The organism is Bosea sp. BIWAKO-01 (genome assembly GCF_001748145.1).
Classification (GTDB): Bacteria; Pseudomonadota; Alphaproteobacteria; order Rhizobiales; family Beijerinckiaceae; genus Allobosea.
Genome location: NZ_BCQA01000001.1, coordinates 5,437,340 through 5,455,526, shown reverse-complemented (window position 1 = coordinate 5,455,526; position 18,187 = coordinate 5,437,340). Strand labels below are relative to the sequence as shown.

Genomic DNA, 18,187 nt, shown 5'->3' with positions numbered 1-18,187 from the left:
CGAAGCCTTGCGGCCTTCGTCTATCGGTTAGGACACCAGCCTTTCACGCTGGGGAGACGGGTTCGACTCCCGTAGGCCGCGCCACACCCCAATTGGGGTGCCAAATCCTGGAAATAGAGATTATTGCCGACAGGCGATCGGAGTGTTCCTACGATGGCGCCCGGTGCACCGCGTTGCAGGGTGTCCTGTCGCCCGAGCACGAGGGAACCGTGCCGCCGCCGCCCCATAATTGGACGGTTCTATAGTTGATCCCAGATCCGGGCGGCTGGGCCTGTCCCCGGGACCATCCGCACGTCGCCGAGCACGAATGTCGGCATCCCCCCAAGGCGGACACGCCGACCGAGGGGATGCCAACGCGAGTGCGGCTTGCCGCCGTCAGGCTTCGATGGCGCAGCCCAGGCGGGCAAGAGTGGCATCGATCCAGCGCCGATCGTCCTTGCCCTCCCTGATCGCCAGCATCTTCTTTCCTTCCGCCTCGTGCTTCTTGCGCGCGGCTTCATAGATCGCGTCGGCATGGTCGAAGGGCACGCAGAGAATGCCGTCGTCATCGCCAATGACGAGATCGCCGGGCTCGATCACCATGCCCTCGATCGAGATCGGAACGTTGATCTCGCCGGGCCCGTCCTTGTAGGGGCCGCGATGGCTGATGCCCGCCGCGAAGATCGGCATGTCGTTCTCGCGGATCCAGGCAGCGTCGCGCACGGCTCCGTGGAGCACGATGCCTGCGATGCCACGCGTTTGAGCATGCGAGATCATGAGTTCGCCGATCAGCGAGTTCGTGAGATCGCCACCGGCATCCACGACGATGACATCACCGGGGGCGGCGAGATCGAGCGCCTTGTGGATCATCAGGTTGTCGCCGGGGCGTGTCTTGACGGTGATGGCCGGCCCGGCCATGACGCCGCCGCGATGAAGCGGCCGGAGCGCCGCGCCGCCCGCCGTCATCCGCGACATCGAATCGCTGACATTGGCGACCGGCAATTCGCGAAAACGCGCGACGAGGCTGCCGTCGACCTGGCGGCAACGCTTGAGAATCCGAAATCCGAGCATGAGCTATCCTTTGCTGTCTGCGCCAGCCGGCCGGGGTCGAGTTGCATCCGTGGCGGCGCCGAGGGATTGCCCCGTTTGGGGCAATGACGGGCGAGGCCGGCTATGTCGCGCCGGCCTCTTCGCGGTCGACGCGTTCCTTGCCCCGGCGGATCGCCGGCAGAACCATGCTGCCGAGAAGCAGCATCGTCACGATGAGGAAGCCGAGGCTGATCGGGCTGGTGAGGAAGACCGTGAAGTCGCCTTGCGACAGGAGCAGAGCGCGGCGGATGCTCTCTTCCATCAGGGGGCCGAGTACAAAGCCGAGCACCAGGGGCGCAGGCGGGCAGTCGAGCTTGGCCAGGACGTAGCCGAGCACGCCGATGCCGGCACAGAGATAGACGTCGATCGCGCTGCCGTTGATGCTGTAATTGCCGACCGCGCAGAACATGATGATCGACGGAAAGAGCCAGCGATAGGGCACGCTGAGCAGCCGCACCCAGATTCCAACCAGCGGCAGGTTGAGCGCCACCAGCATGACGTTTCCGATGAACATGCTGGCGATGACGCCCCAGAACAGCTCCGGGTTGCGGGTCATGACCGTCGGTCCCGGCTGGACGCCGTTCATCACGAGCGCGCCGAGGATCAGCGCCATCGTGGCGCTTCCGGGAATTCCCAGCGTCAGCGTCGGGATGAAGGCCGTCTGGGCGGCGGCATTGTTCGCAGCCTCGGGAGCCGCGACGCCCTCGATCGCGCCCTGACCGAAGCGCGAGGGATCCCGTGCCAGCTTCTTCTCGAGCATATAGGCCGAGAAAGACGAGATCGAAGGGCCGGTACCCGGCAGGATGCCGAAGAACGAGCCGATCGCGGTCCCGCGCAGGGTCGGCAGGGTGATCGCCTTCAGATCGGACAGGCTCGGCATAAGCCCGGCGATATTCGCCTTGAAGATGCCGCGCTCTTCCTTCTGCTCCAGATTCATCACGACTTCCGACAAGGCGAATATGCCGACTGCCAGGACCGTGAAGCCGATGCCGTCGGCAAGTTCGGGCAGGCCGAACGTGTATCGTTCCATGCCCGAGTTCACGTCGGTGCCGATAAGGCCGAGGAGCAAGCCGACGACAACCATGGCAAGCGCCTTGAGCATGTCGCCATGCGACAGCACCGATGCCGAAACGAGCCCCATCACCATCAGCGAGAAATACTCAGGCGCGCCGAACTGCAGCGCCCATCCCGCGAGCGGCGTACCGAGCAGGACGATCAGCAGCGTGCCGATGCAGCCGGCAACGAAGGACGAAATCGCAGCCGTGGCGAGAGCTGCCCCGGCGCGTCCGTTCCGCGCCATCTGGTAGCCGTCGAGGCATGTCACGGCCGACGATGTTTCACCCGGCAGGTTGACGAGGATCGCGGTGGTGGAGCCGCCATACTGGGCGCCATAATAGATGCCCGACAGCATGATCAGCGCCGAGACCGGTGGGAGCCCGAAGGTGATCGGCAGCAGCATCGAGATCGTGACCAGCGGCCCGACGCCCGGCAATACGCCGATGAGCGTTCCGAGCGCGACGCCCAGAAGGCAATAGGCCAGGTTCTGGACCGTCATGGCGACGCCGAACCCGAGCGCGAAATGTTCGAGGATCTCCATGGCTCAGAAATTCCAGGCGAAGAGCGGGTAGGGGAGCTTCAGCCCCCAGATGAAGACGATCACGGCGAAGGTGCTCATCACCGCGGTCAGCACGAAGACTTCGCGCAGCCTGAACTCGTTGCCGGCATAGGCGGAGACCAGGAACATGAGCGCCAGCGCGGGCACGAACCCAAGGCGCTCGATCGTGAAGCCGAACAGCACCATGGCCAGGGTCAGCAGGAAAAGCGGTGCCCAGGACCATGGGCCGGCCAGGTTTCCGCCCTGCCTCAACCCCTTGACCAGGATGGCGACGCCGAAGGCGATCAGCAGGCCGCTCAGGATCTTGGGGAAATAGCCCGGCCCCATCCTCTGGGTGCTGCCGAAGCGGTAATCGAGCGAGATATAGAGCGCGATCGAGCCCAGGCCCATGAACAGGAGCCCGGACAGGACATCCTTGTTTCTCATCACATCCGATTTCATCAGGATCTCCATGCTCCGGCATCGGGGGCGCAGCGAGCGGGCTATCGAGGGCAGGCCCTGGCGCAAAGCTGGCAACCGGAAGCCTCATTCCCGGATGGTCCCTGCCTGACATCGACGAGGCGAGCCAATCCGAGGATTTTGGTCTGGTCGCAGGGTGTCACGGCATCTCGGTCCCGGCCCTCAGGGCTTCGCAATGGCTGCTTCACTGGGGCTGTTCGACGCGCCGGCACGGAACACCGGACCGGGCGCGGATCGATGCCGCGGTAAGCCACCTTGCGGGCAGGCGCCCGAGAGTGCAGGCCGGACCGGAATGCCCGTGCACAAGGCAATGGCCGCCGGCGCCTCGCCAGCAGCCAACCCGACCCTAGTCGTCAGCCTTGACGTCGGCGGTCTTGATGACCGCGGTCCATTTCGGCACGTCCGATTTGATCAGGGCGGAGAACTCCTGTGCGGTGCCGCCGATCGCATCGGCGCCAGCCGCCCTGAGCTTCTCCTTGGTGTCCGGCATCTGCAGGATCTTGTTGATCTCGGTATTCAGGCGCGTGACGATCGCGTCGGGCGTGCCGGCCGGGGCGGCCACGCCCCACCAGGTCACGGCCTCAGAATCCTTGACGCCAAGCTCCTCGAAGGTCGGAACCTCCGGCAGGTCGGCGCTGCGGGCCTTCGCGAAGATCGCGAGCGGGCGCATCGTGCCTTCCTTGATATGAGCCATCGCGGAGGGCACCGAGGCGACATAGACGTCGACGCGGCCGCCGAGGAGATCGGGAACTGCCTGCCCTGTGCCCTTGTAAGGCACGTGCAGGAACTTCACCGCGGTCCGCTGCTGCAGCAATTCGCCTGCAAGATGCGAGCTGGTCCCGACGCCGGGCGTCGCGAACTTGATCGCGTTGGGCTTGTCCTTTGCCGTGCTCAGCAGATCCTTCACCGATTTGATCGGCGAATCCTTGGCGACGACCATCACCTGCGGCGCCGACGCGGTGAGCGCGATCGGGGTGAAATCCGCGATCGGGTCGTAGTTCGCCTTTCCGAGAATGGGGTTGATGACCATGTTGGCGTTCTGCGCCAACACGAGCGTATAGCCATCGGGCTTGGCCTTGCCGGCCAGGCCCAGGCCAACGCTGCCGCCGCTGCCGGGCTTGTTCTCGGGCACAACCGTCCAGCCGGTCGTTTCGCTGAGCTTGGCCGCGACCACCCTGGCCACGACATCGGTCCCGCCGCCGGGAGGGAAGGGCACGATCATCCGGATGGCCTTGTCCGGATATTGCTGGGCATGCGCCACCGATGCCAGCGCCGATAGCGCCAGCCCCGCGAGGGCTTTGTAGGCGATCCTCATGTTCGTCTCCTCCCGGTTGTTTCTGATTGCCCGGCTTCGTGCGCCAGGTTCATTCCGCAGCGAGTTCCGCCAGCCTTGCCAGGCTGCGTGCATCGGCTGCGTTGCCGTCCAGCACCGAAATGACGTGCTGGGCCGCGATTTCTGCCATGGCCTTGGCCGAACCCTGTGTCACGCCGGCGATATGCGGGGTCACGATCAGGTTGGGCAAGGTCCAGAGCGGGTTGTCCCTGGCTGGCGGTTCGAGCGCGAAACTGTCGAGGCCGGCGCCGGCGATCTTGCCCTCGCGCAGCGCCTCAAAGAGAGCCGGCTCACTGATCAGGCCGCCGCGCGCCGTGTTGACGACGAAGGATGTCGGCTTCATCAGGCCGAAGCGCTCTGCATTGAGGAGATTTCGCGTCGCGTTGGTCAGCGGGCAATGCAGGCTGACGATATCGGCTTCCGCGAGCAGGCTTTCCAGATCGCGACTGCCCCCGTTTCCGAACTGCGCGATTTCGCGCTGAGCATGGGGGTCGTGCATGATCACGGGCATGCCAAGCCCGGTGGCGATCCGCGCGACCTCCTGGCCGATCGCGCCGAAGCCGACGAGACCCATCACGGTGCTGGCGATGTCACGCCCGAGGAAACTAGGCTTCGGCCACTCGCCGCCCTTCACGGCCCGATCGAGGCGAGGAATGTCCTTCAACAACGCCAGCGACAGCGCGATCGTGTGTTCGGCAACGGCACGCGAGTTCGAGCCCATGGCGCGAATGACGGGGATATTCCGCGATGCCGCGGCGTGAAGATCGATATTGTCGACGCCGACACCGTGCTTGGCGATGACCCTGAGCCTGGGCGAGGCGGCGATGATCGCATCATCGACGCGGCCCTGCCGGACGATCAGCGCATCGACCTGCAGCTCGGCAACCCGCTGCGCCACGAGATCGGGTGCAGCATAGGCGGGCGAGAAGAAGACATCGACGTCATGGGCGTTGAGAAGCTGGATGGCGCCTTCGGCCAACCGGTCATGCGTGACAAGCACGCGTCTGCCACGCGTGGCGACACGGGTATCGATCATCGGTGCGTTTCCTCGTGGCGCTTTCTGTCCCCGGGTGATGCCAGGTGCCGCGCCTTCCCCAACACTATTGACCGATGGGCCGCCACTCGTATGCTGAAATAATGACATATATCGATGATCTTTTAGCATGAAACACCCAATCGACGGGGTCGAGGCGTTCATCCAGATCGCCGAGCTCGGCAGCTTCAACAAAGCGGCCGAAAAGCTGCATGTCACCCAGACCGGACTGACGCGCCGCATCCAGAGGCTCGAGAGCCATGTCGGCCTCAAGCTGCTGGACCGCACGACCCGCACGGTGGCGCTGACGAGCATCGGCCGGGAGTTCCTGCCGGAGGCCAAGCGCATGGTCGACGAGGTCGGCCGATCCTTCGACCGACTGAAGACGATCTCGCGCTTTTCGACAGGCGACATCGCGATCGCCTCGGTGCCCTCGCTGATGTATGGGCGCCTGCCGCGCATTCTGCGAACCTATGCCACGCAACATCCGCATAATCGCGTCGAGATCCTCGACCGGACCAGCATCCTGGTCATCGAAGCCGTGCGCCGACGCCAGGCTGAGTTTGGCTTGCATGTGCAGCCGCCGAACCAGCCTGACCTCCATAACGAGGTCCTGGTTCGCGATCCCTTCGTCGCCTATTGCCGCACCGACCACCCGCTCGCCGGAAAAGCGGCGATAGCCTGGGCAGAACTTGCGGATTTCGACCTGATCACGCTCGGCGGCAGCAGCGGCAATAGGCTGCTCATGGAGGCCCAGCTCGCCCGCTCGGGCATCGAGGTCAGGACCAAGTTCGTCGTCGAGTATTTCTCGAGTGCGATTGGGCTTGCGTCCGAAGGCCTGGGCGTGGCGATCCTGGTCGCCTCGATCGTCGAGAACCTGCGCCCGGACCTTGCCCAGATCCCGCTGGTGGACCCCGTCATCGACCGGCCGGTCTCCGTAATCCGGCGGCACGGGGAAACGCTGACCCCGGCGGCACAGGCGCTCTACAGCCTGATCGCGCGGGACCTAGGTCCACTCGGGGGAGCGTGAGGGAAACGCCGTTCGCGCGGCACTCCGATCCGTCTCTTCCGGCTGCCGAAAGGAGGCTCCGCCGTGAGGGGCTGGCACGGCTGTCGCCGCTGCATCTCACAGTGGCTTGCTCACGTGGAGGCGCGTTACACGAGGACCGGAACGAAACCAGAGATGATGCGCGCATGAACCCTGGGGCAACTCGCATCGCCGATGACCAAACGCCCCGATGCAAACCGATCGGCGTGCAATCAGGTCTTCTTAATTGCGGCCAAGCCTGCAAGGGTGTAACCTCACCGGGCGTTGATACTGCTGCGCAGCTGCTATTCCGCGTGCCTATTGCCGGTCAGAATGACGCTTGGGCGATACTTGCGCCGTGAGTTCTCATCAGAGAAATGAGCACCCTCATTCTGTAATAACATCCCTGCCGAGCTGCTCTCCGGGGATCAGGCGCAGTGCCTTTTCTCGGTCGCAATTGTTATATATCGGCCTCCACTCCGAAGCCATACTTCGATTGAAGCAAAATTACCGACATTGAATTGAAATAACTCAATCATATACGACGATATCTGCAGAGACCTCTCGTATTGGCGTGTTCATGCGCCGATTTCAGCGGAGTAACCCGCCATGAGTGTGAATCTCGTATCAGTCATCATGCAGTTCCTGTCGCCTGATCTGATGTCCAAACTGGCTGCATCACTGGGGGTCGACCAGTCTTCGGTCGGCAAGGCGACCAACGCCGCTGTCCCTGGCTTGCTGGCGACCCTTGCGGGTGTCGCGTCCACGCCGGAGGGATCACGCAAACTGTTCGACACGGTTTCGCAACAGAAGCCGGGAATGCTTGAGAGCCTCGCCAGCATGATCGGCGGCGCTGGTCAGAAAACGGTCGCCGATAGCGGTGCGAACATGCTCTCCTCGCTGCTTGGAGGTTCGGCGCTATCCGGGCTGGCCGGCGCGATCTCGAAATTCGCAGGCCTCGGCGGCGGGGCAAGCTCCTCGTTGCTTGGCCTCTTGACGCCGGTCGTGATGGGGGCGCTGGGTCAACAGAAGTCGGCGGCGGGATTGGATGCCTCAGGCCTCGCCCAGATGTTGACGTCGCAGAAGGCGAACATCTCGGCTGCCTTGCCCTCGGGCTTTGCTGACATGCTTGGCAAAGCTGGCCTTCTCGGCGCGGTCGGCAGCGGCGCGAGCGCTGTCGCGGACGCTGCAAGGTCGACAGCCAGCACCACGGGCGCCATGGCCGATCGCGCCGCAGCGCAGGCAAGAACCGGTGGAATGCCGGGATGGCTGACATGGGCCTTGCCGATCCTTGCTGTGCTTGCGGTTGGCTGGTGGTTCTTCGGGCGTCATGCGCCCGTCGTCGTTGAACAGCCCAGGCCTGTGGCAACCCAGCCGGTGCTGCCGGCCCAAACTGCCATTGGGCAGGCGGGCGCCGTGGCGACGCAGGCGCTGCAGTCCCTGCAGAACGTGACGGTAGGCGGCGTGAATGTGGGGACCGAAATTCAAACGGCGATTGATGGGCTCGCAAGCACGCTCAAGGGCGTTACGGATGCGGCCTCGGCGCGAGCGGCGTTGCCAAGGTTGCAGGGCGCGGCAGCCCAGCTCGACAAGGTCAACGGCGTGGCCAGTCAGCTACCGGCCAGCAGCCGCTCCGCGCTGATGGCTTTGATTGGCGCCGTCAGGCCGTCGCTGGAGGACCTGTTCACCAAGGTGCTGGCGATCCCCGGCATTGCCGAGATCGCCAAGCCGACGATCGATGGTGTACGGGCGAACCTCGATGCCTTGGCACGGGCCTAGCACGGGGCAGGCCGTTCGTGATGTCTCGATAGTGCGCCAACCGCAGGAGGCCCTGATGGCAATCAAGGCGAGCTTTGGAGCAGACGAATGGAAATTGATCCTGGGCAGCCCGCTATTGGCCGGCATGGCGGTCACGCTTGCCGAACCTAACGGGCTGTGGGGCGTGTTCAAGGAGAGCCTGGCCAGCGGGCGGGCGCTTCTGGGCGCCAAGAGCGACGCGGACGCGGGCGAGCTTGCGAAAGCCATTGTTGCCGACATGGAGAGCTCGGAAGGGCGCGGTGAGGCACGCGAGTCGCTTCGTGCCGAACTGGCCGGAAAGACCCCGGCAGATGCGAAGCAGAGCATTCTGGCCATGCTGACGCGTGTGGCGGAAATCGTCGACACCAAGGCACCGACCGAAGCTCCTGCATTCAAGACATGGCTCTCGCATGTGGCGGAGACGGTGGCGGAGGCCTCGAACGAAGGCGGCTTCATGGGATTTGGTGGCACCCAGGTCAGCGCGGCGGAGAAGGCCACCTTGACCGATGTGGCAAAGGCGCTGAGCGCCGCCTGAGTGAGGCGCGTCACACAAGCGCGCACGTGAATGAGATAGTGAGTGACTGAGTTCCATGGATCGCTGCGCTGCGGCGCCCATGAGCCGTTCGAAGGGCGGGAGAGTAGGTCTGGGTGCAATCCGGCCTGCGGCGCGATGTGTCGAAACCGTCATCGCAGGCTTTGGATCGACAGTGCCCAGGCGATCAGTTCGCGAGGATGGGCCTATGAAACATGCGCCAAGCTGTAGGCTGCTCATCATTGGCATGACCAGCTGCCTTCTGGTGCCACCCGCCCAATCAGCCGGTCTTCTGGAAGACCTGGCGCGCGCGCTGTTCGGGCGACCTCAGCCGCCTCCGCAAGTCTATTTTGTTCAACCCGACCCGCTGAGCGTGACCGTCCGCCCCAAGCGGCGGCAGCAGCCGCGCAAACTCGTGGCGTCGAAGCCGACGCCACCAGTGGTCAAGCTCGATCCGGCCGCCGATCAGTACTGGTATCTGGATGACCCGACCTTGCGGCGCGGCGATATCGTCGTGACCCATGCCGATGTGCTGGTCTTCGAGGGGCGCGCCGGCCAGAACCATCGGGCCAGCGATTTCACGGCTCTCAGTCGGTCTCAGCTCGTATCGAAAGCAACCCAGCAGCGAGTCGGGGCGGCTGCAGGTGGTCACAAGCCCGTGCTGCCAGCGGGCGTTCAAACGATGGCGGCTCGCGATCCTGAGAACTGACCCGGGCAGCCTTGGAATTGCTGGCTGAGTGTCCTGGCCCGTTCGCGCCCTGCGGGAAGCCTTCGGCAACGCCCGTAATCCGCCAGGCTCAAAAGATCCGGAGCGATCTGGTGGGCGTTGCACCGGTTCCGACGGCTTCGTCCTGAGGTTCTCCGGAGCCCGCACCGCGATCGCGTCGGCGACGATGCACGCCGACAGCGCGTTCATCCGGCATGGCCTCGCCCGCGGATAGGCGCCATGCTGCATTCGGCTCAAGTTCCGCTGCTCCGATCTAATTGATCCCCGGGGCCAGCGCTAACCTGTGCGTTACACTTCCTCTGGAGCAAACTCAAATCATGCACTAATAATCAACCAGACCTTGGTATGAACCGATCGTTGAAGTCGTCGCGACGCAGACGATCTGAGTGCAGGAAGCTTGGCAGTGCTCCGGACATGCATCGTACTCGCGGCCATGATGGTCGCCATCCCAGTCAGTGCTCGCGAAACCGTTACCTATAAGGGAGATGGGACGCCAGGCGCCATCGTCATCAAGACAAAGGAGCGCCGGCTCTACCTGGTGCAAGGAGACGGGACTGCCATCCGCTACCGGGTGGCGGTCGGGAAGTCATCCAAGCAATGGCTCGGCGAGGTCGAGGTCGAAGGCAAGCATGTTGCACCTGCCTGGTCGCCTCCCGATGAAATCAAGCGGGATAACCCAAGTCTGCCGGACGTCATACCGGGCGGCTCCCCACGAAACCCGATGGGAGCGCGCGCGCTCACATTGTCCGGCGGCGGTCAGTACGCAATCCATGGTACCAACCGGCCGGATTCCATAGGCACGTTCGCGTCTTATGGCTGCTTTCGCATGTTTAATGACGACATCGTCGATCTGTTCGACCGCGTCGCCGTCGGTACGCCGGTTATCGTCCTGCGCTGACGGGCACGCGCGCAGCGCCTTTCGCCATTGCCACCCGCTGCTCGTCGCGCATATGCGAATGAGCAGCGAGATGACCTCCCGGCTTACTGCTGAAGAGATGCCGGCATGGCGTCGTCTCTGGCGCGCCCGGCGTTGACGGCGCGCAGGCTGGCGATGTACTCAGCCGGGTAGAGCATTGTATTGTCAGGGGCCTTCAGGCCCATGTACTGCGCAACTTCGCCAACCCATCTGTTGCAGTTATAGAGCACGGCATGCCAAGCCGTCGGCTTCCGCTGCTTCTGCCTGATATAGGCCGCTACCCGTTGATACTGGGCTTCGGTCAACAGAACCCGGTACCGCGCCGAGATGTATTCATCCTCCAGGTCGCCGTCGCTGGGGCCTGTCTCCGCTGGAACGGGAAGGACGTGCCCGACAGACCAGAGCTGCGGGCCTTCGCCGGCCGGATGCAGGCCGGCAACCTGATCTGCCCGCACCTGGCCGACTTCGCCCCGCGCGTTCAGCCGGCCATAGACGAGAAAGGTATGGCCGTAGCTCAGTGCATAGCGCGACCGAAACTCGACGAAGTACTGACCGCTTCGCTGGTCAGCCTGCCGTCGGGACTGCCGGGACGTCGTCCTGCCGACCGAGCCGGTCGGCCGTGGGTCGGGCGCGATAGCCTCATCGCTGGCCTCGGGAGGAGGCAGGTAGCGATCCTCCTGGGCACTGGCAGGAGCAAGCCAGAGAGGCAAAGAAATGGCAGCAGCACAAGCAAAGAGAATGCTGGTGCGCGCTAGATTGCTTGATTTGTTCCGCATCGCAGAGCTCCGGTTTCCGGAAGAATAACAGCCTCGGCGATAGGCACGACAACAGCAGTAGCCGTGTCATCAAACTCCCGGAAGAGTTTCTAATCAAATGAAGAAAACGGCCGGACTAAGCCGGCCGTTTTCAGTATATTGGGTGTCAGCCCTTCGTAACGATCGGGGAAGCAACTGGAGGCGGTGCCTTCCCCTTGCCCTTGCCAACACCGTAGGCACATCCGCCGACGCCTACCAACGCCACTGAAACGGCCAAGATCATAAGTTTTTTCATCGATTCGCCCTCGTTGAGAACATTCCAACTATGACTGAAACATGTTCGACTACTAGTGCGGATGCGCAACACCAAACCCACTTCCTTGCCCCGGATCGCGGTAGTGCGGCACAACGTCGAGTATTCCAAATATCCTCAGCACTTTCAATCGGCTAAGGCCAGGCTTTGCTGGCGCGAAGACGTTCGTGGTTTCCGGGAGCTGAACCGGCCGAAGGTGCTCTAGCGTCCTTGATGCTTCGCTCACAGCGTTCGAGCAACGCTCTCGACTGCGGGAGATCATTCTTCGCCCAGACGAAGTAGTTAGGCAAAGTGGAAGTTAGTCAGCTCTTGGGTCGTCACGAGAAGGAACATGGTTCCTTCGCGGCACAGCGTACTGGTAGCGACAATTTTGCCGGTTGCGCGCGACGAACGCATCGGCATATCAGCTTACCTTCATCACTCGGCTTGGCGGGCCAATCGCAAAGGCGGTTCCCTTGCGGAGTACTTGGCAAAATGCTTGGGCAGATTCGGCGTTCTCCGCCGGTTCACCCTCTTGGGAGCGAGCGCGACGGAGCCCTCTGCGCGCGCAGGTCGCGAGACTGTGACCTTGCCCTCAGGCGTGGAACCTTGGCATGACGCGCCCGGTCCGCGCCATGTAGTCGCCATATTCCGCACCGAACGCATCGAGCATCAGGCGCTCTTCCTGGGCAACGCGAAAGAAGTACAACGTTCCAAAACCGACCAAGCCGGAGAGCCCGGCGATAAAGTTGGGCAGCAGGAGAGCCTGGGCAATCGCCCATAGCCAGAACGCCGAATACATGGGGTGCCGCACATAGCGGTACACGCCCTCCGTCACGAGCCGATGGCTCTCGCGGAGATCCAGAGACACGGACCAGTTGCGGCCGAGAGCCCGGTGCGTGAGGTGGAACAGGATGAGCGCGGCGATCGCGACTAAGGCTCCGAGCCAGGCGAGAGCGGGCTGGAACGGGTAGTTCGCGAAGCGCGGGAATCCCGTCGCGACATAGATGAACGGCAATAGTCCGAGGCCCGTGAACGAAATGCTCAGCAGGATGATTTCCTGCAACCCACGAGCGCTCCGGGAAACCGGGGTCCGGCGCGCGCGTCGCTCATGCGGGATACGAATGATGTACCAGCCAACGGCAAGCAGGGCGTAGATCGCTTTGGCGATGCTCAGGGTCATCGCTTGGCGACCTCGGTGCTGTGACCGCCCGCCAGGGACGGGGAGGGGGAAACGAGGAATCGACCGTCGGCATCGAGTGCTTGCATGGCACCTTCCTTGGCATTGACCTGTTGTTCTGCAAAGAGCGGCCCGCAGACGAACATGAAATAATCATACGGCGCTCGCCGATCATTGCCCCTGACGAACTGGCAATGCATCCGGTACCAGTTCTTGCGAATGCGGGGATAGCGGGCAGGATCAATCATCCGCCTGATGCTGACGCTGCGAATGACCGGGGAGCCCGTGGCGGCCAGACCCATCAGCGGCAGAGGATCGGCCCGGTAGAAATTCATCACGTCCGAGCGCGCCTGGTAGTCGGCCCAGAATACGGCGCGGCAGGCGCTCACGCGCTCGACCGCGGCGCGGAAACGACCGGCGGCGCGATGAAGCCCGATCTTGAGGGTCGACGATCCCACGGAAAGAAACGCGAGGCGAGGACGATCGTCCTGGTCATCCAGCCCGTGTCTGATCGCGTGGTCGATGAGATCGATCGCAAGCACGGCTCCGAGGCTATGACCGACGATGAGAATCTCGTCCGCCGAGCCGCTGCGCCTAGCCTCGACAATCTCGGCCGCAACGCGTCGCAAGCGCCCGTCGAGGATCGGATCGCCCCGCCGGATGTACTGGCGGGCAAAGATCCAGTCGTCAAAGAGAAGCCCCAGATAAACCCAACGATCGGCGGCGAGAAACGAGAGGAGGAAGGTGCCGATTGCCGCCAAGGCTCCAATCGCGCTGGAGTCGGTGGCTCGCGTCAGGGCCATCCCGCCTGCAAGCGAAAACGCAGCAATGATCGCCAGAATCAAGAATGGATAGAGGAAGAACATCGCGTAGCGCCAACTGGCGCACAGATAGCCCCATAGCGCTCCGCCCACGATAAAATCGACGAAGGCGAGGAGTCCCTGGGGAATGCGCCACCATATCGGGCGCCTGTTCGTGGCTTCCACCACATCGTCCCATCTGATCGCGCAATACTCGGTTTCGACCCGCCAGTTTGGGCCGGTCGCGAGCACTTGCCAGGTCGAGACGTCATCGCTGTTGGTGGGCTCCGACGAAACCACGGAGGCTGCCCACGCACGCTCAAAACGCCGCGTTTCCCTGACAAAGCGACCATGCACAACCGCGGGCTGCGCATGATCGTAGCCGCCGATGTGATACACGCGACGCCTGATAACACTCGAATCCGCCATCGCCGGCTGTCCCGCTCCCAATGCGTGGCCTGCGCTGTTTGTTAGTGGATCGCCGGCACTTGCGCCAGCGAGCCGTGATTCAACCAAGCACGCATGTGGACGACGCAGACGACGTCACTTTGCGCCCGCGAAAGGCGATCAGCCTCTTCGTGCGAGAAGAACCTCCCCTTTTCCAGAGCGCAGGGGCTCTCTGCCGGGGTAATGATCTGTCGAACGAGTGACCGTGGATGAAGCGCTCGGCGAGGGCGTACCGTCATGAGGCGGGCCGGATCGGCCGAGCCGTCGCGGTTCTTCTGCCTGATTCGATCGAGCAGTGTCCGCTGCGTATAAGGTGCTACCGCCCGGTCCCGGCATAGCCGAGCCCGCGCGATATCGCGTCTGCGGCCTCCATGACCTGCTCCGCCATGAGCTTGATCATCTCCGGTGTCAGCCGCGTCGATGGCCCCGATACGCCAACAGCGGCCTCGACCACGTCGTCGGCGCGCCTGATCGGGGCCGCCAATCCATATACGGCTCCGCGCCATTCGCCGAGGTTGACGGCATAGCCCTGCGAGCGGACCGCTGACAATTCGTGCTCGAGCCCTTCAAGGCTATCGATGGTCCTTGGCGTGAAGGCGAGAAGATTTCGCCCGATCTCTTCGATGACATACGAAGGCTGAAACGCGAGAATAGCCTTGCCGATCGCAACCGCGTGGGCTGGAGCCTTGCCGCCGATATCGGAGCTGGCATGAAGCGGCTCGGGGCTATCGATTTTGTCGATATAGATCACATCAGGGCCCGCGAGGACCGCCAGATGCACGGTCTCGCGTGTGCGCAGCGCGAGTTCGGAGAGATGGCGCTGCGCTTCCCGTTTCAGCTCAAGTCGGCGAACAGTCCGACCCGATGGGGCGGTCATTCAGCCGCGGCCAGGAACCCTCCCATGCGTCAGGATGTCGTGCCCGGCCGCGGTTTCAGGTCCGGGCGCCACTCACGCACCAGAGCGGCGGCCGGCGTCGAGGGCCAGCGGGCTCGGCAGAGCCGTCAGCTTTCCAGGAGTTCCAGCAGGAAATAGGTCGTCGGGCCGGTCGGGAGATCGTTCGAGAGGCGGAAGGAAATCGGGCCCGCGCCGCGGGTGATCGGCGGTTTCACCGTTCCGTCGAGAGAGACAGGTGAGAGCTGCCATCGCGGCGCCGTCCTGTTGATCCGCAGATCGACCTGCCCCTTGCGGATCAGCACCGGAAGCCGCCCGAAGTCCTCGATGACCTTCTCCTGCCGGTCGCGGAAGGTCATGCCGGTATTGCGGGCATCGGTGGCGAAGATCAGCAGGAAGCGGCTGCCCTTGGCGAGGGAGGCCGGCTTGTCGAGCGAGGCCAGGGCAACGAGGCCGTCCCCCTCCGCAGCTTCAACGCTCATCGTCCCGAGCCTGGCCGGCAGGCTCTGAGAGGAAAAGGCGACGGCTTCCGTCGCGGGGGTCGAAACGCGTAGCTCCCGCTTCGGGCGGTTCAAGACGATCTCGCCCGTGTCGCTCTGATAGAGCCCCGCCGCGATGTCGGTGGCATTTCCTTGCGGGAGCGCGCCGCTCGTCTTCAGCCTGTCGATGATCGCGGCGGCGCGATTGGCATCGCGGGGCTGAAGAACGGCGATCTGTTCGCCGATGCGGTCGGCGGCCTGCAATCCGATCCGCCCGACCAGAGCCAGATCCGTGAGATTCTCAGGCTCACGGGCCTGCATATCCCTGCCGAGATCCTCCTCGCCGCGAACCGCGAACGGGATCGTGATCCGGGAGGTGGAGACATCGCCGCGCCTGAACAGGAGTGCGGAGAGGGTCTCGCCGGCGCGGGCCACGGGGTCGAGTGCGATCGCGTAGGGCAGCATCGCCCGCTTGTGCGGATAGGGCTCGCCATAGGCGAGTGCGATCGGGCCGTGGCCATGCCGGCAGAGCACGTCCCAGCCTTGCAGCGCAGCATAGGCCGGAAAGACCAGCCCGCCTTCATAGCGATAGCGGTTCCAGAACAGGTGATCGTATTCGCTGACGATGAAGGGCTTTCCGAGCCAGCGCGCCGCCGCGATCATGCGCATGGAATTGGCACCGTCGGCGACCGAACTCTGCTGGAGCAGCTTGCTACCGGGCGCATAGCCTCCGACCCAGTCATGATAGGTATTCGCCGTTACCGCTTCGAGGCTGCGCCGACTAAGAGCGGCCTGGATTGTCGGCCAGTTATTGTAGGTGCTGATCAGGCCCTTGTAGCCAAGCACGCGAAGCGCCTGGCTCATCTTGTTGGCGGATGTCGTCTCGACCTCGGTGAAGAAAGCCTGCAGATCGCGCATGCGGGGGCTGTCGGCGTAACGGTCGACGGGCAGTGCGATCGAGCCATTCTCCAGCTTCTCGGTCCAGCCGAGCCCGCCCCAGGCTTTCGAAAGGACTGCGGTCGACGCATAGCGCTTCGCCAGCCACCGATTGAAGGGGGCCGCGAGCATCGCGTCATAGGGCGGCTTGCCGGGGCGGTCGTGAACGACGCTTTCAAATTCGATGTTGTTTTCGTTGACGAGGATGACCAGCGTCAGCGCATCGTCATGGATCGGCGCGATGCCGGTATGAGGATTGACCCGTGCGAGGAATTTTTCGGTAAAACTCTTCCAATGGGTGAAGGCGGCGTCCTCGAGATGCAACGCGAGCTTCAGGTTGCCGCCCGGATCCCAGCGATCGTCATAGCCGCCATAGGCGCCGCGCCATGACGACAGCCCGTCGATCATCCAGTAGATGCCGTTCCGCTTCAGCGCTGCCAGCAGATAGTGGATGCGATCCAGTGTTTCCGGATCGAAATCGAAATCCGTCTTACGGCCAAACATCAGGCTGCCATCGACGAAATGAAGCCGCGCGATGTTGTAGCCATGCAGCGCCAGTTGTCGGGCATAGCGATCAGCGCCTGCCCGATCGGGAAACCCTCCCGAAGCCGGGCTCCAGGCCAGCGAGGCGCAGGACAGTCTCGCCGGCGTGTCAGGGGCCTTCGCGAACGTCAGCCGGCCATTGGATCCGGCGATCAGCCGATTACCCGTATCGATCTTTGGGTTCGGCAGGATCGACGAGAAGTCCAGAGGGCTGCCGGCGCGCAGTTCGAGCGAAATCTCCCGGACCGGCAACCATTGCTCATCAGCCTTGGTTGGCGCGCTTGCAAGACTGAGTGCCGCGCCAGCCAGGGCAAGCCAGACCCCCGCTTTCATGGCGCACTCCCGATGATGCGGCTCTCGATCGGTAGCTCGGGTTTCCGCCGTTTGCGAAGGAACCCTGCCGGAAGCGCGGCCGCGTGAAAGAACCAGGCAACGACTGTATAGAGGCCCATACGCAGGCCGCCTTTGCGCATGCTCATTAGCGCCACGATGCCAACGAGGAGAGCGAGGACCAGCGCGACCGCCAGGGACTTGTTCGGCACAAACAGGATTAGGGCGATGGAGAGCGCCCACCAGAGATAGACCGCTCCCCAGAGCTTGAGCTCGGGCAGTTCCTGCAGGACCTGCCGGAAATAGGGCTTGCCCAGCGAAGCGCGCAGGAGTTCACCGATACCGTGGAGGTACTTGTTCTTCCAGCGGCGGATGAGCAGCCGGTAGGAGTTGAGGGAGTGGCCAAAATGCTGGACGAAGCGCCGGTCGAGTCGATGCATCTCCCAGCCACTATTCCTCAGGCGTATCCCGAGATCGAACTCCTCATAGCCGTGCAGATTCCGGTCCGACAGGTAGCCAGCCTGCTCGATGGCGCTGCGGCGGTAAAGTCCGCCGCCGTTCATCCGATCGATCCGCCCGGTTCTGTTCTCGGGTCCATTGCGCTGCACACGTCTCGCATATTCGAGATTGGAGACCTGCATCTCCTCGACATGTCCGGTTACGCCGGCCACGGCAGGGTTCTCGACGAGAAAACGGATGGCAGCATCGAGAAAGCCGGCGTCGACCAGCATGTCGCCGTCGATCAGGCAGATGTACTCGTAGCGGGAATGCTGGAAGCCGAGCTGTGGCCCGATCCCGCAACTCGGCCGCGCCGGCGCAACGATCTGGGCGATCACGACCGGGTAGCCTGACGCGATCTCGATGGTGCGGTCGGACGAGCCGCTATCGGCGATGATCACCTCGCCCTGCAGGTCGCCAAGCGCCGCCAGCACGCTCTCGATCGTCGCGGCGATGCGCTTCTCTTCGTTCAGGGTCTTGATGATGATGGAAACGGCCAATCGGGCCTCCAGTGTCGATACGGGCGCC

General features: G+C 63.5%; 16 protein-coding genes and 1 tRNA gene. 6 read left to right on the top strand and 11 right to left on the bottom strand.

The features are described 5' to 3' along the window. Positions 1–9 precede the first annotated feature (9 nt). Positions 10–84 (top strand) — tRNA-Glu (locus BIWAKO_RS25480). A 291-nt stretch (positions 85–375) separates the two neighbouring features. On the opposite strand, the gene BIWAKO_RS25475 is transcribed toward BIWAKO_RS25480, so the two are convergent. From BIWAKO_RS25475 to BIWAKO_RS25455, 5 genes are all read right to left on the bottom strand, one after another. Next, the gene (locus BIWAKO_RS25475; RefSeq protein ID WP_069881032.1) at positions 376–1,050 is read right to left on the bottom strand and encodes an RraA family protein; all 675 of its coding nucleotides are present in this window, start codon (positions 1,048–1,050) and stop codon (positions 376–378) included. Positions 1,051–1,150: 100 nt separating this feature from the next. Continuing rightward, a complete protein-coding gene (locus BIWAKO_RS25470; RefSeq protein ID WP_069881031.1) occupies positions 1,151–2,665 on the bottom strand; it encodes a tripartite tricarboxylate transporter permease in 1,515 nt (504 codons plus the stop codon). Between the two features lie 3 nt (positions 2,666–2,668). Then, complete coding sequence (locus BIWAKO_RS25465) at positions 2,669–3,124, bottom strand: tripartite tricarboxylate transporter TctB family protein (RefSeq protein ID WP_069882780.1); 456 nt, start codon at positions 3,122–3,124, stop codon at positions 2,669–2,671. A 364-nt stretch (positions 3,125–3,488) separates the two neighbouring features. Next, entirely contained in the window at positions 3,489–4,457 is a 969-nt protein-coding gene (locus BIWAKO_RS25460; RefSeq protein ID WP_069881030.1) for a Bug family tripartite tricarboxylate transporter substrate binding protein, read from the bottom strand. Between the two features lie 49 nt (positions 4,458–4,506). Beyond that, complete coding sequence (locus tag BIWAKO_RS25455) at positions 4,507–5,511, bottom strand: hydroxyacid dehydrogenase (protein WP_069881029.1); 1,005 nt, start codon at positions 5,509–5,511, stop codon at positions 4,507–4,509. A 127-nt stretch (positions 5,512–5,638) separates the two neighbouring features. Here BIWAKO_RS25455 and BIWAKO_RS25450 point away from each other — a divergent pair, with 127 nt between their 5' ends. The 5 genes from BIWAKO_RS25450 to BIWAKO_RS25430 all read left to right on the top strand — a co-directional run bounded on the left by BIWAKO_RS25450 (position 5,639) and on the right by BIWAKO_RS25430 (position 10,489). Beyond that, positions 5,639–6,538 carry a LysR family transcriptional regulator gene (locus BIWAKO_RS25450; RefSeq protein ID WP_069881028.1) on the top strand — a complete coding sequence of 300 codons (900 nt, stop codon included), beginning with the start codon at positions 5,639–5,641 and terminating at the stop codon, positions 6,536–6,538. A gap of 606 nt (positions 6,539–7,144) precedes the next feature. Continuing rightward, positions 7,145–8,314 (top strand): DUF937 domain-containing protein, encoded by a 1,170-nt coding sequence (locus tag BIWAKO_RS25445; RefSeq protein WP_069881027.1) that lies wholly within the window; start codon positions 7,145–7,147, stop codon positions 8,312–8,314. 55 nt (positions 8,315–8,369) lie between these two features. Continuing rightward, positions 8,370–8,867, top strand: coding sequence for a hypothetical protein (locus tag BIWAKO_RS25440; RefSeq protein ID WP_069881026.1), 498 nt, complete (start codon positions 8,370–8,372; stop codon positions 8,865–8,867). Between the two features lie 244 nt (positions 8,868–9,111). After that, the gene (locus BIWAKO_RS25435) at positions 9,112–9,573 is read left to right on the top strand and encodes a DUF3987 domain-containing protein (protein ID WP_141740225.1); all 462 of its coding nucleotides are present in this window, start codon (positions 9,112–9,114) and stop codon (positions 9,571–9,573) included. Between the two features lie 451 nt (positions 9,574–10,024). Continuing rightward, on the top strand, positions 10,025–10,489 hold the full coding sequence (locus BIWAKO_RS25430; protein ID WP_069881024.1) for a L,D-transpeptidase: 465 nt from the start codon (positions 10,025–10,027) through the stop codon (positions 10,487–10,489). A gap of 83 nt (positions 10,490–10,572) precedes the next feature. Here BIWAKO_RS25430 and BIWAKO_RS25425 read toward each other — a convergent pair whose 3' ends face one another. The 6 genes from BIWAKO_RS25425 to BIWAKO_RS25400 all read right to left on the bottom strand — a co-directional run bounded on the left by BIWAKO_RS25425 (position 10,573) and on the right by BIWAKO_RS25400 (position 18,159). Continuing rightward, positions 10,573–11,283 carry a hypothetical protein gene (locus BIWAKO_RS25425; protein ID WP_141740224.1) on the bottom strand — a complete coding sequence of 237 codons (711 nt, stop codon included), beginning with the start codon at positions 11,281–11,283 and terminating at the stop codon, positions 10,573–10,575. An 866-nt stretch (positions 11,284–12,149) separates the two neighbouring features. Then, on the bottom strand, positions 12,150–12,737 hold the full coding sequence (locus BIWAKO_RS25420) for a protein-S-isoprenylcysteine O-methyltransferase (protein ID WP_069881022.1): 588 nt from the start codon (positions 12,735–12,737) through the stop codon (positions 12,150–12,152). Next, a complete protein-coding gene (locus BIWAKO_RS25415; RefSeq protein WP_141740222.1) occupies positions 12,734–13,963 on the bottom strand; it encodes a hypothetical protein in 1,230 nt (409 codons plus the stop codon). Before BIWAKO_RS25415 ends, BIWAKO_RS25420 begins: the two co-directional genes overlap by 4 nt. Positions 13,964–14,297: 334 nt before the next feature. Further along, complete coding sequence (locus BIWAKO_RS25410; RefSeq protein WP_069881020.1) at positions 14,298–14,858, bottom strand: IclR family transcriptional regulator; 561 nt, start codon at positions 14,856–14,858, stop codon at positions 14,298–14,300. A gap of 125 nt (positions 14,859–14,983) precedes the next feature. Next, positions 14,984–17,164 carry a glycoside hydrolase gene (locus BIWAKO_RS25405; protein WP_069881019.1) on the bottom strand — a complete coding sequence of 727 codons (2,181 nt, stop codon included), beginning with the start codon at positions 17,162–17,164 and terminating at the stop codon, positions 14,984–14,986. After that, complete coding sequence (locus tag BIWAKO_RS25400; protein WP_069882779.1) at positions 17,161–18,159, bottom strand: glycosyltransferase family 2 protein; 999 nt, start codon at positions 18,157–18,159, stop codon at positions 17,161–17,163. The genes BIWAKO_RS25405 and BIWAKO_RS25400 overlap by 4 nt, the downstream gene beginning before the upstream one ends. Positions 18,160–18,187 lie beyond the last annotated feature (28 nt).

Excerpts from the sequence above, each read along its gene's own strand:
- BIWAKO_RS25475 (WP_069881032.1), bottom strand. The coding sequence starts at position 1,050 with ATGCTCGGATTTCGGATTCTCAAGCGTTGCCGCCAGGTCGACGGCAGC.
- BIWAKO_RS25470 (WP_069881031.1), bottom strand. The coding sequence starts at position 2,665 with ATGGAGATCCTCGAACATTTCGCGCTCGGGTTCGGCGTCGCCATGACG.
- BIWAKO_RS25465 (WP_069882780.1), bottom strand. The coding sequence starts at position 3,124 with ATGAAATCGGATGTGATGAGAAACAAGGATGTCCTGTCCGGGCTCCTG.
- BIWAKO_RS25460 (WP_069881030.1), bottom strand. The coding sequence starts at position 4,457 with ATGAGGATCGCCTACAAAGCCCTCGCGGGGCTGGCGCTATCGGCGCTG.
- BIWAKO_RS25455 (WP_069881029.1), bottom strand. The coding sequence starts at position 5,511 with ATGATCGATACCCGTGTCGCCACGCGTGGCAGACGCGTGCTTGTCACG.
- BIWAKO_RS25450 (WP_069881028.1), top strand. The coding sequence starts at position 5,639 with ATGAAACACCCAATCGACGGGGTCGAGGCGTTCATCCAGATCGCCGAG.
- BIWAKO_RS25445 (WP_069881027.1), top strand. The coding sequence starts at position 7,145 with ATGAGTGTGAATCTCGTATCAGTCATCATGCAGTTCCTGTCGCCTGAT.
- BIWAKO_RS25440 (WP_069881026.1), top strand. The coding sequence starts at position 8,370 with ATGGCAATCAAGGCGAGCTTTGGAGCAGACGAATGGAAATTGATCCTG.
- BIWAKO_RS25435 (WP_141740225.1), top strand. The coding sequence starts at position 9,112 with ATGACCAGCTGCCTTCTGGTGCCACCCGCCCAATCAGCCGGTCTTCTG.
- BIWAKO_RS25430 (WP_069881024.1), top strand. The coding sequence starts at position 10,025 with ATGATGGTCGCCATCCCAGTCAGTGCTCGCGAAACCGTTACCTATAAG.
- BIWAKO_RS25425 (WP_141740224.1), bottom strand. The coding sequence starts at position 11,283 with ATGCGGAACAAATCAAGCAATCTAGCGCGCACCAGCATTCTCTTTGCT.
- BIWAKO_RS25420 (WP_069881022.1), bottom strand. The coding sequence starts at position 12,737 with ATGACCCTGAGCATCGCCAAAGCGATCTACGCCCTGCTTGCCGTTGGC.
- BIWAKO_RS25415 (WP_141740222.1), bottom strand. The coding sequence starts at position 13,963 with ATGGCGGATTCGAGTGTTATCAGGCGTCGCGTGTATCACATCGGCGGC.
- BIWAKO_RS25410 (WP_069881020.1), bottom strand. The coding sequence starts at position 14,858 with ATGACCGCCCCATCGGGTCGGACTGTTCGCCGACTTGAGCTGAAACGG.
- BIWAKO_RS25405 (WP_069881019.1), bottom strand. The coding sequence starts at position 17,164 with ATGAAAGCGGGGGTCTGGCTTGCCCTGGCTGGCGCGGCACTCAGTCTT.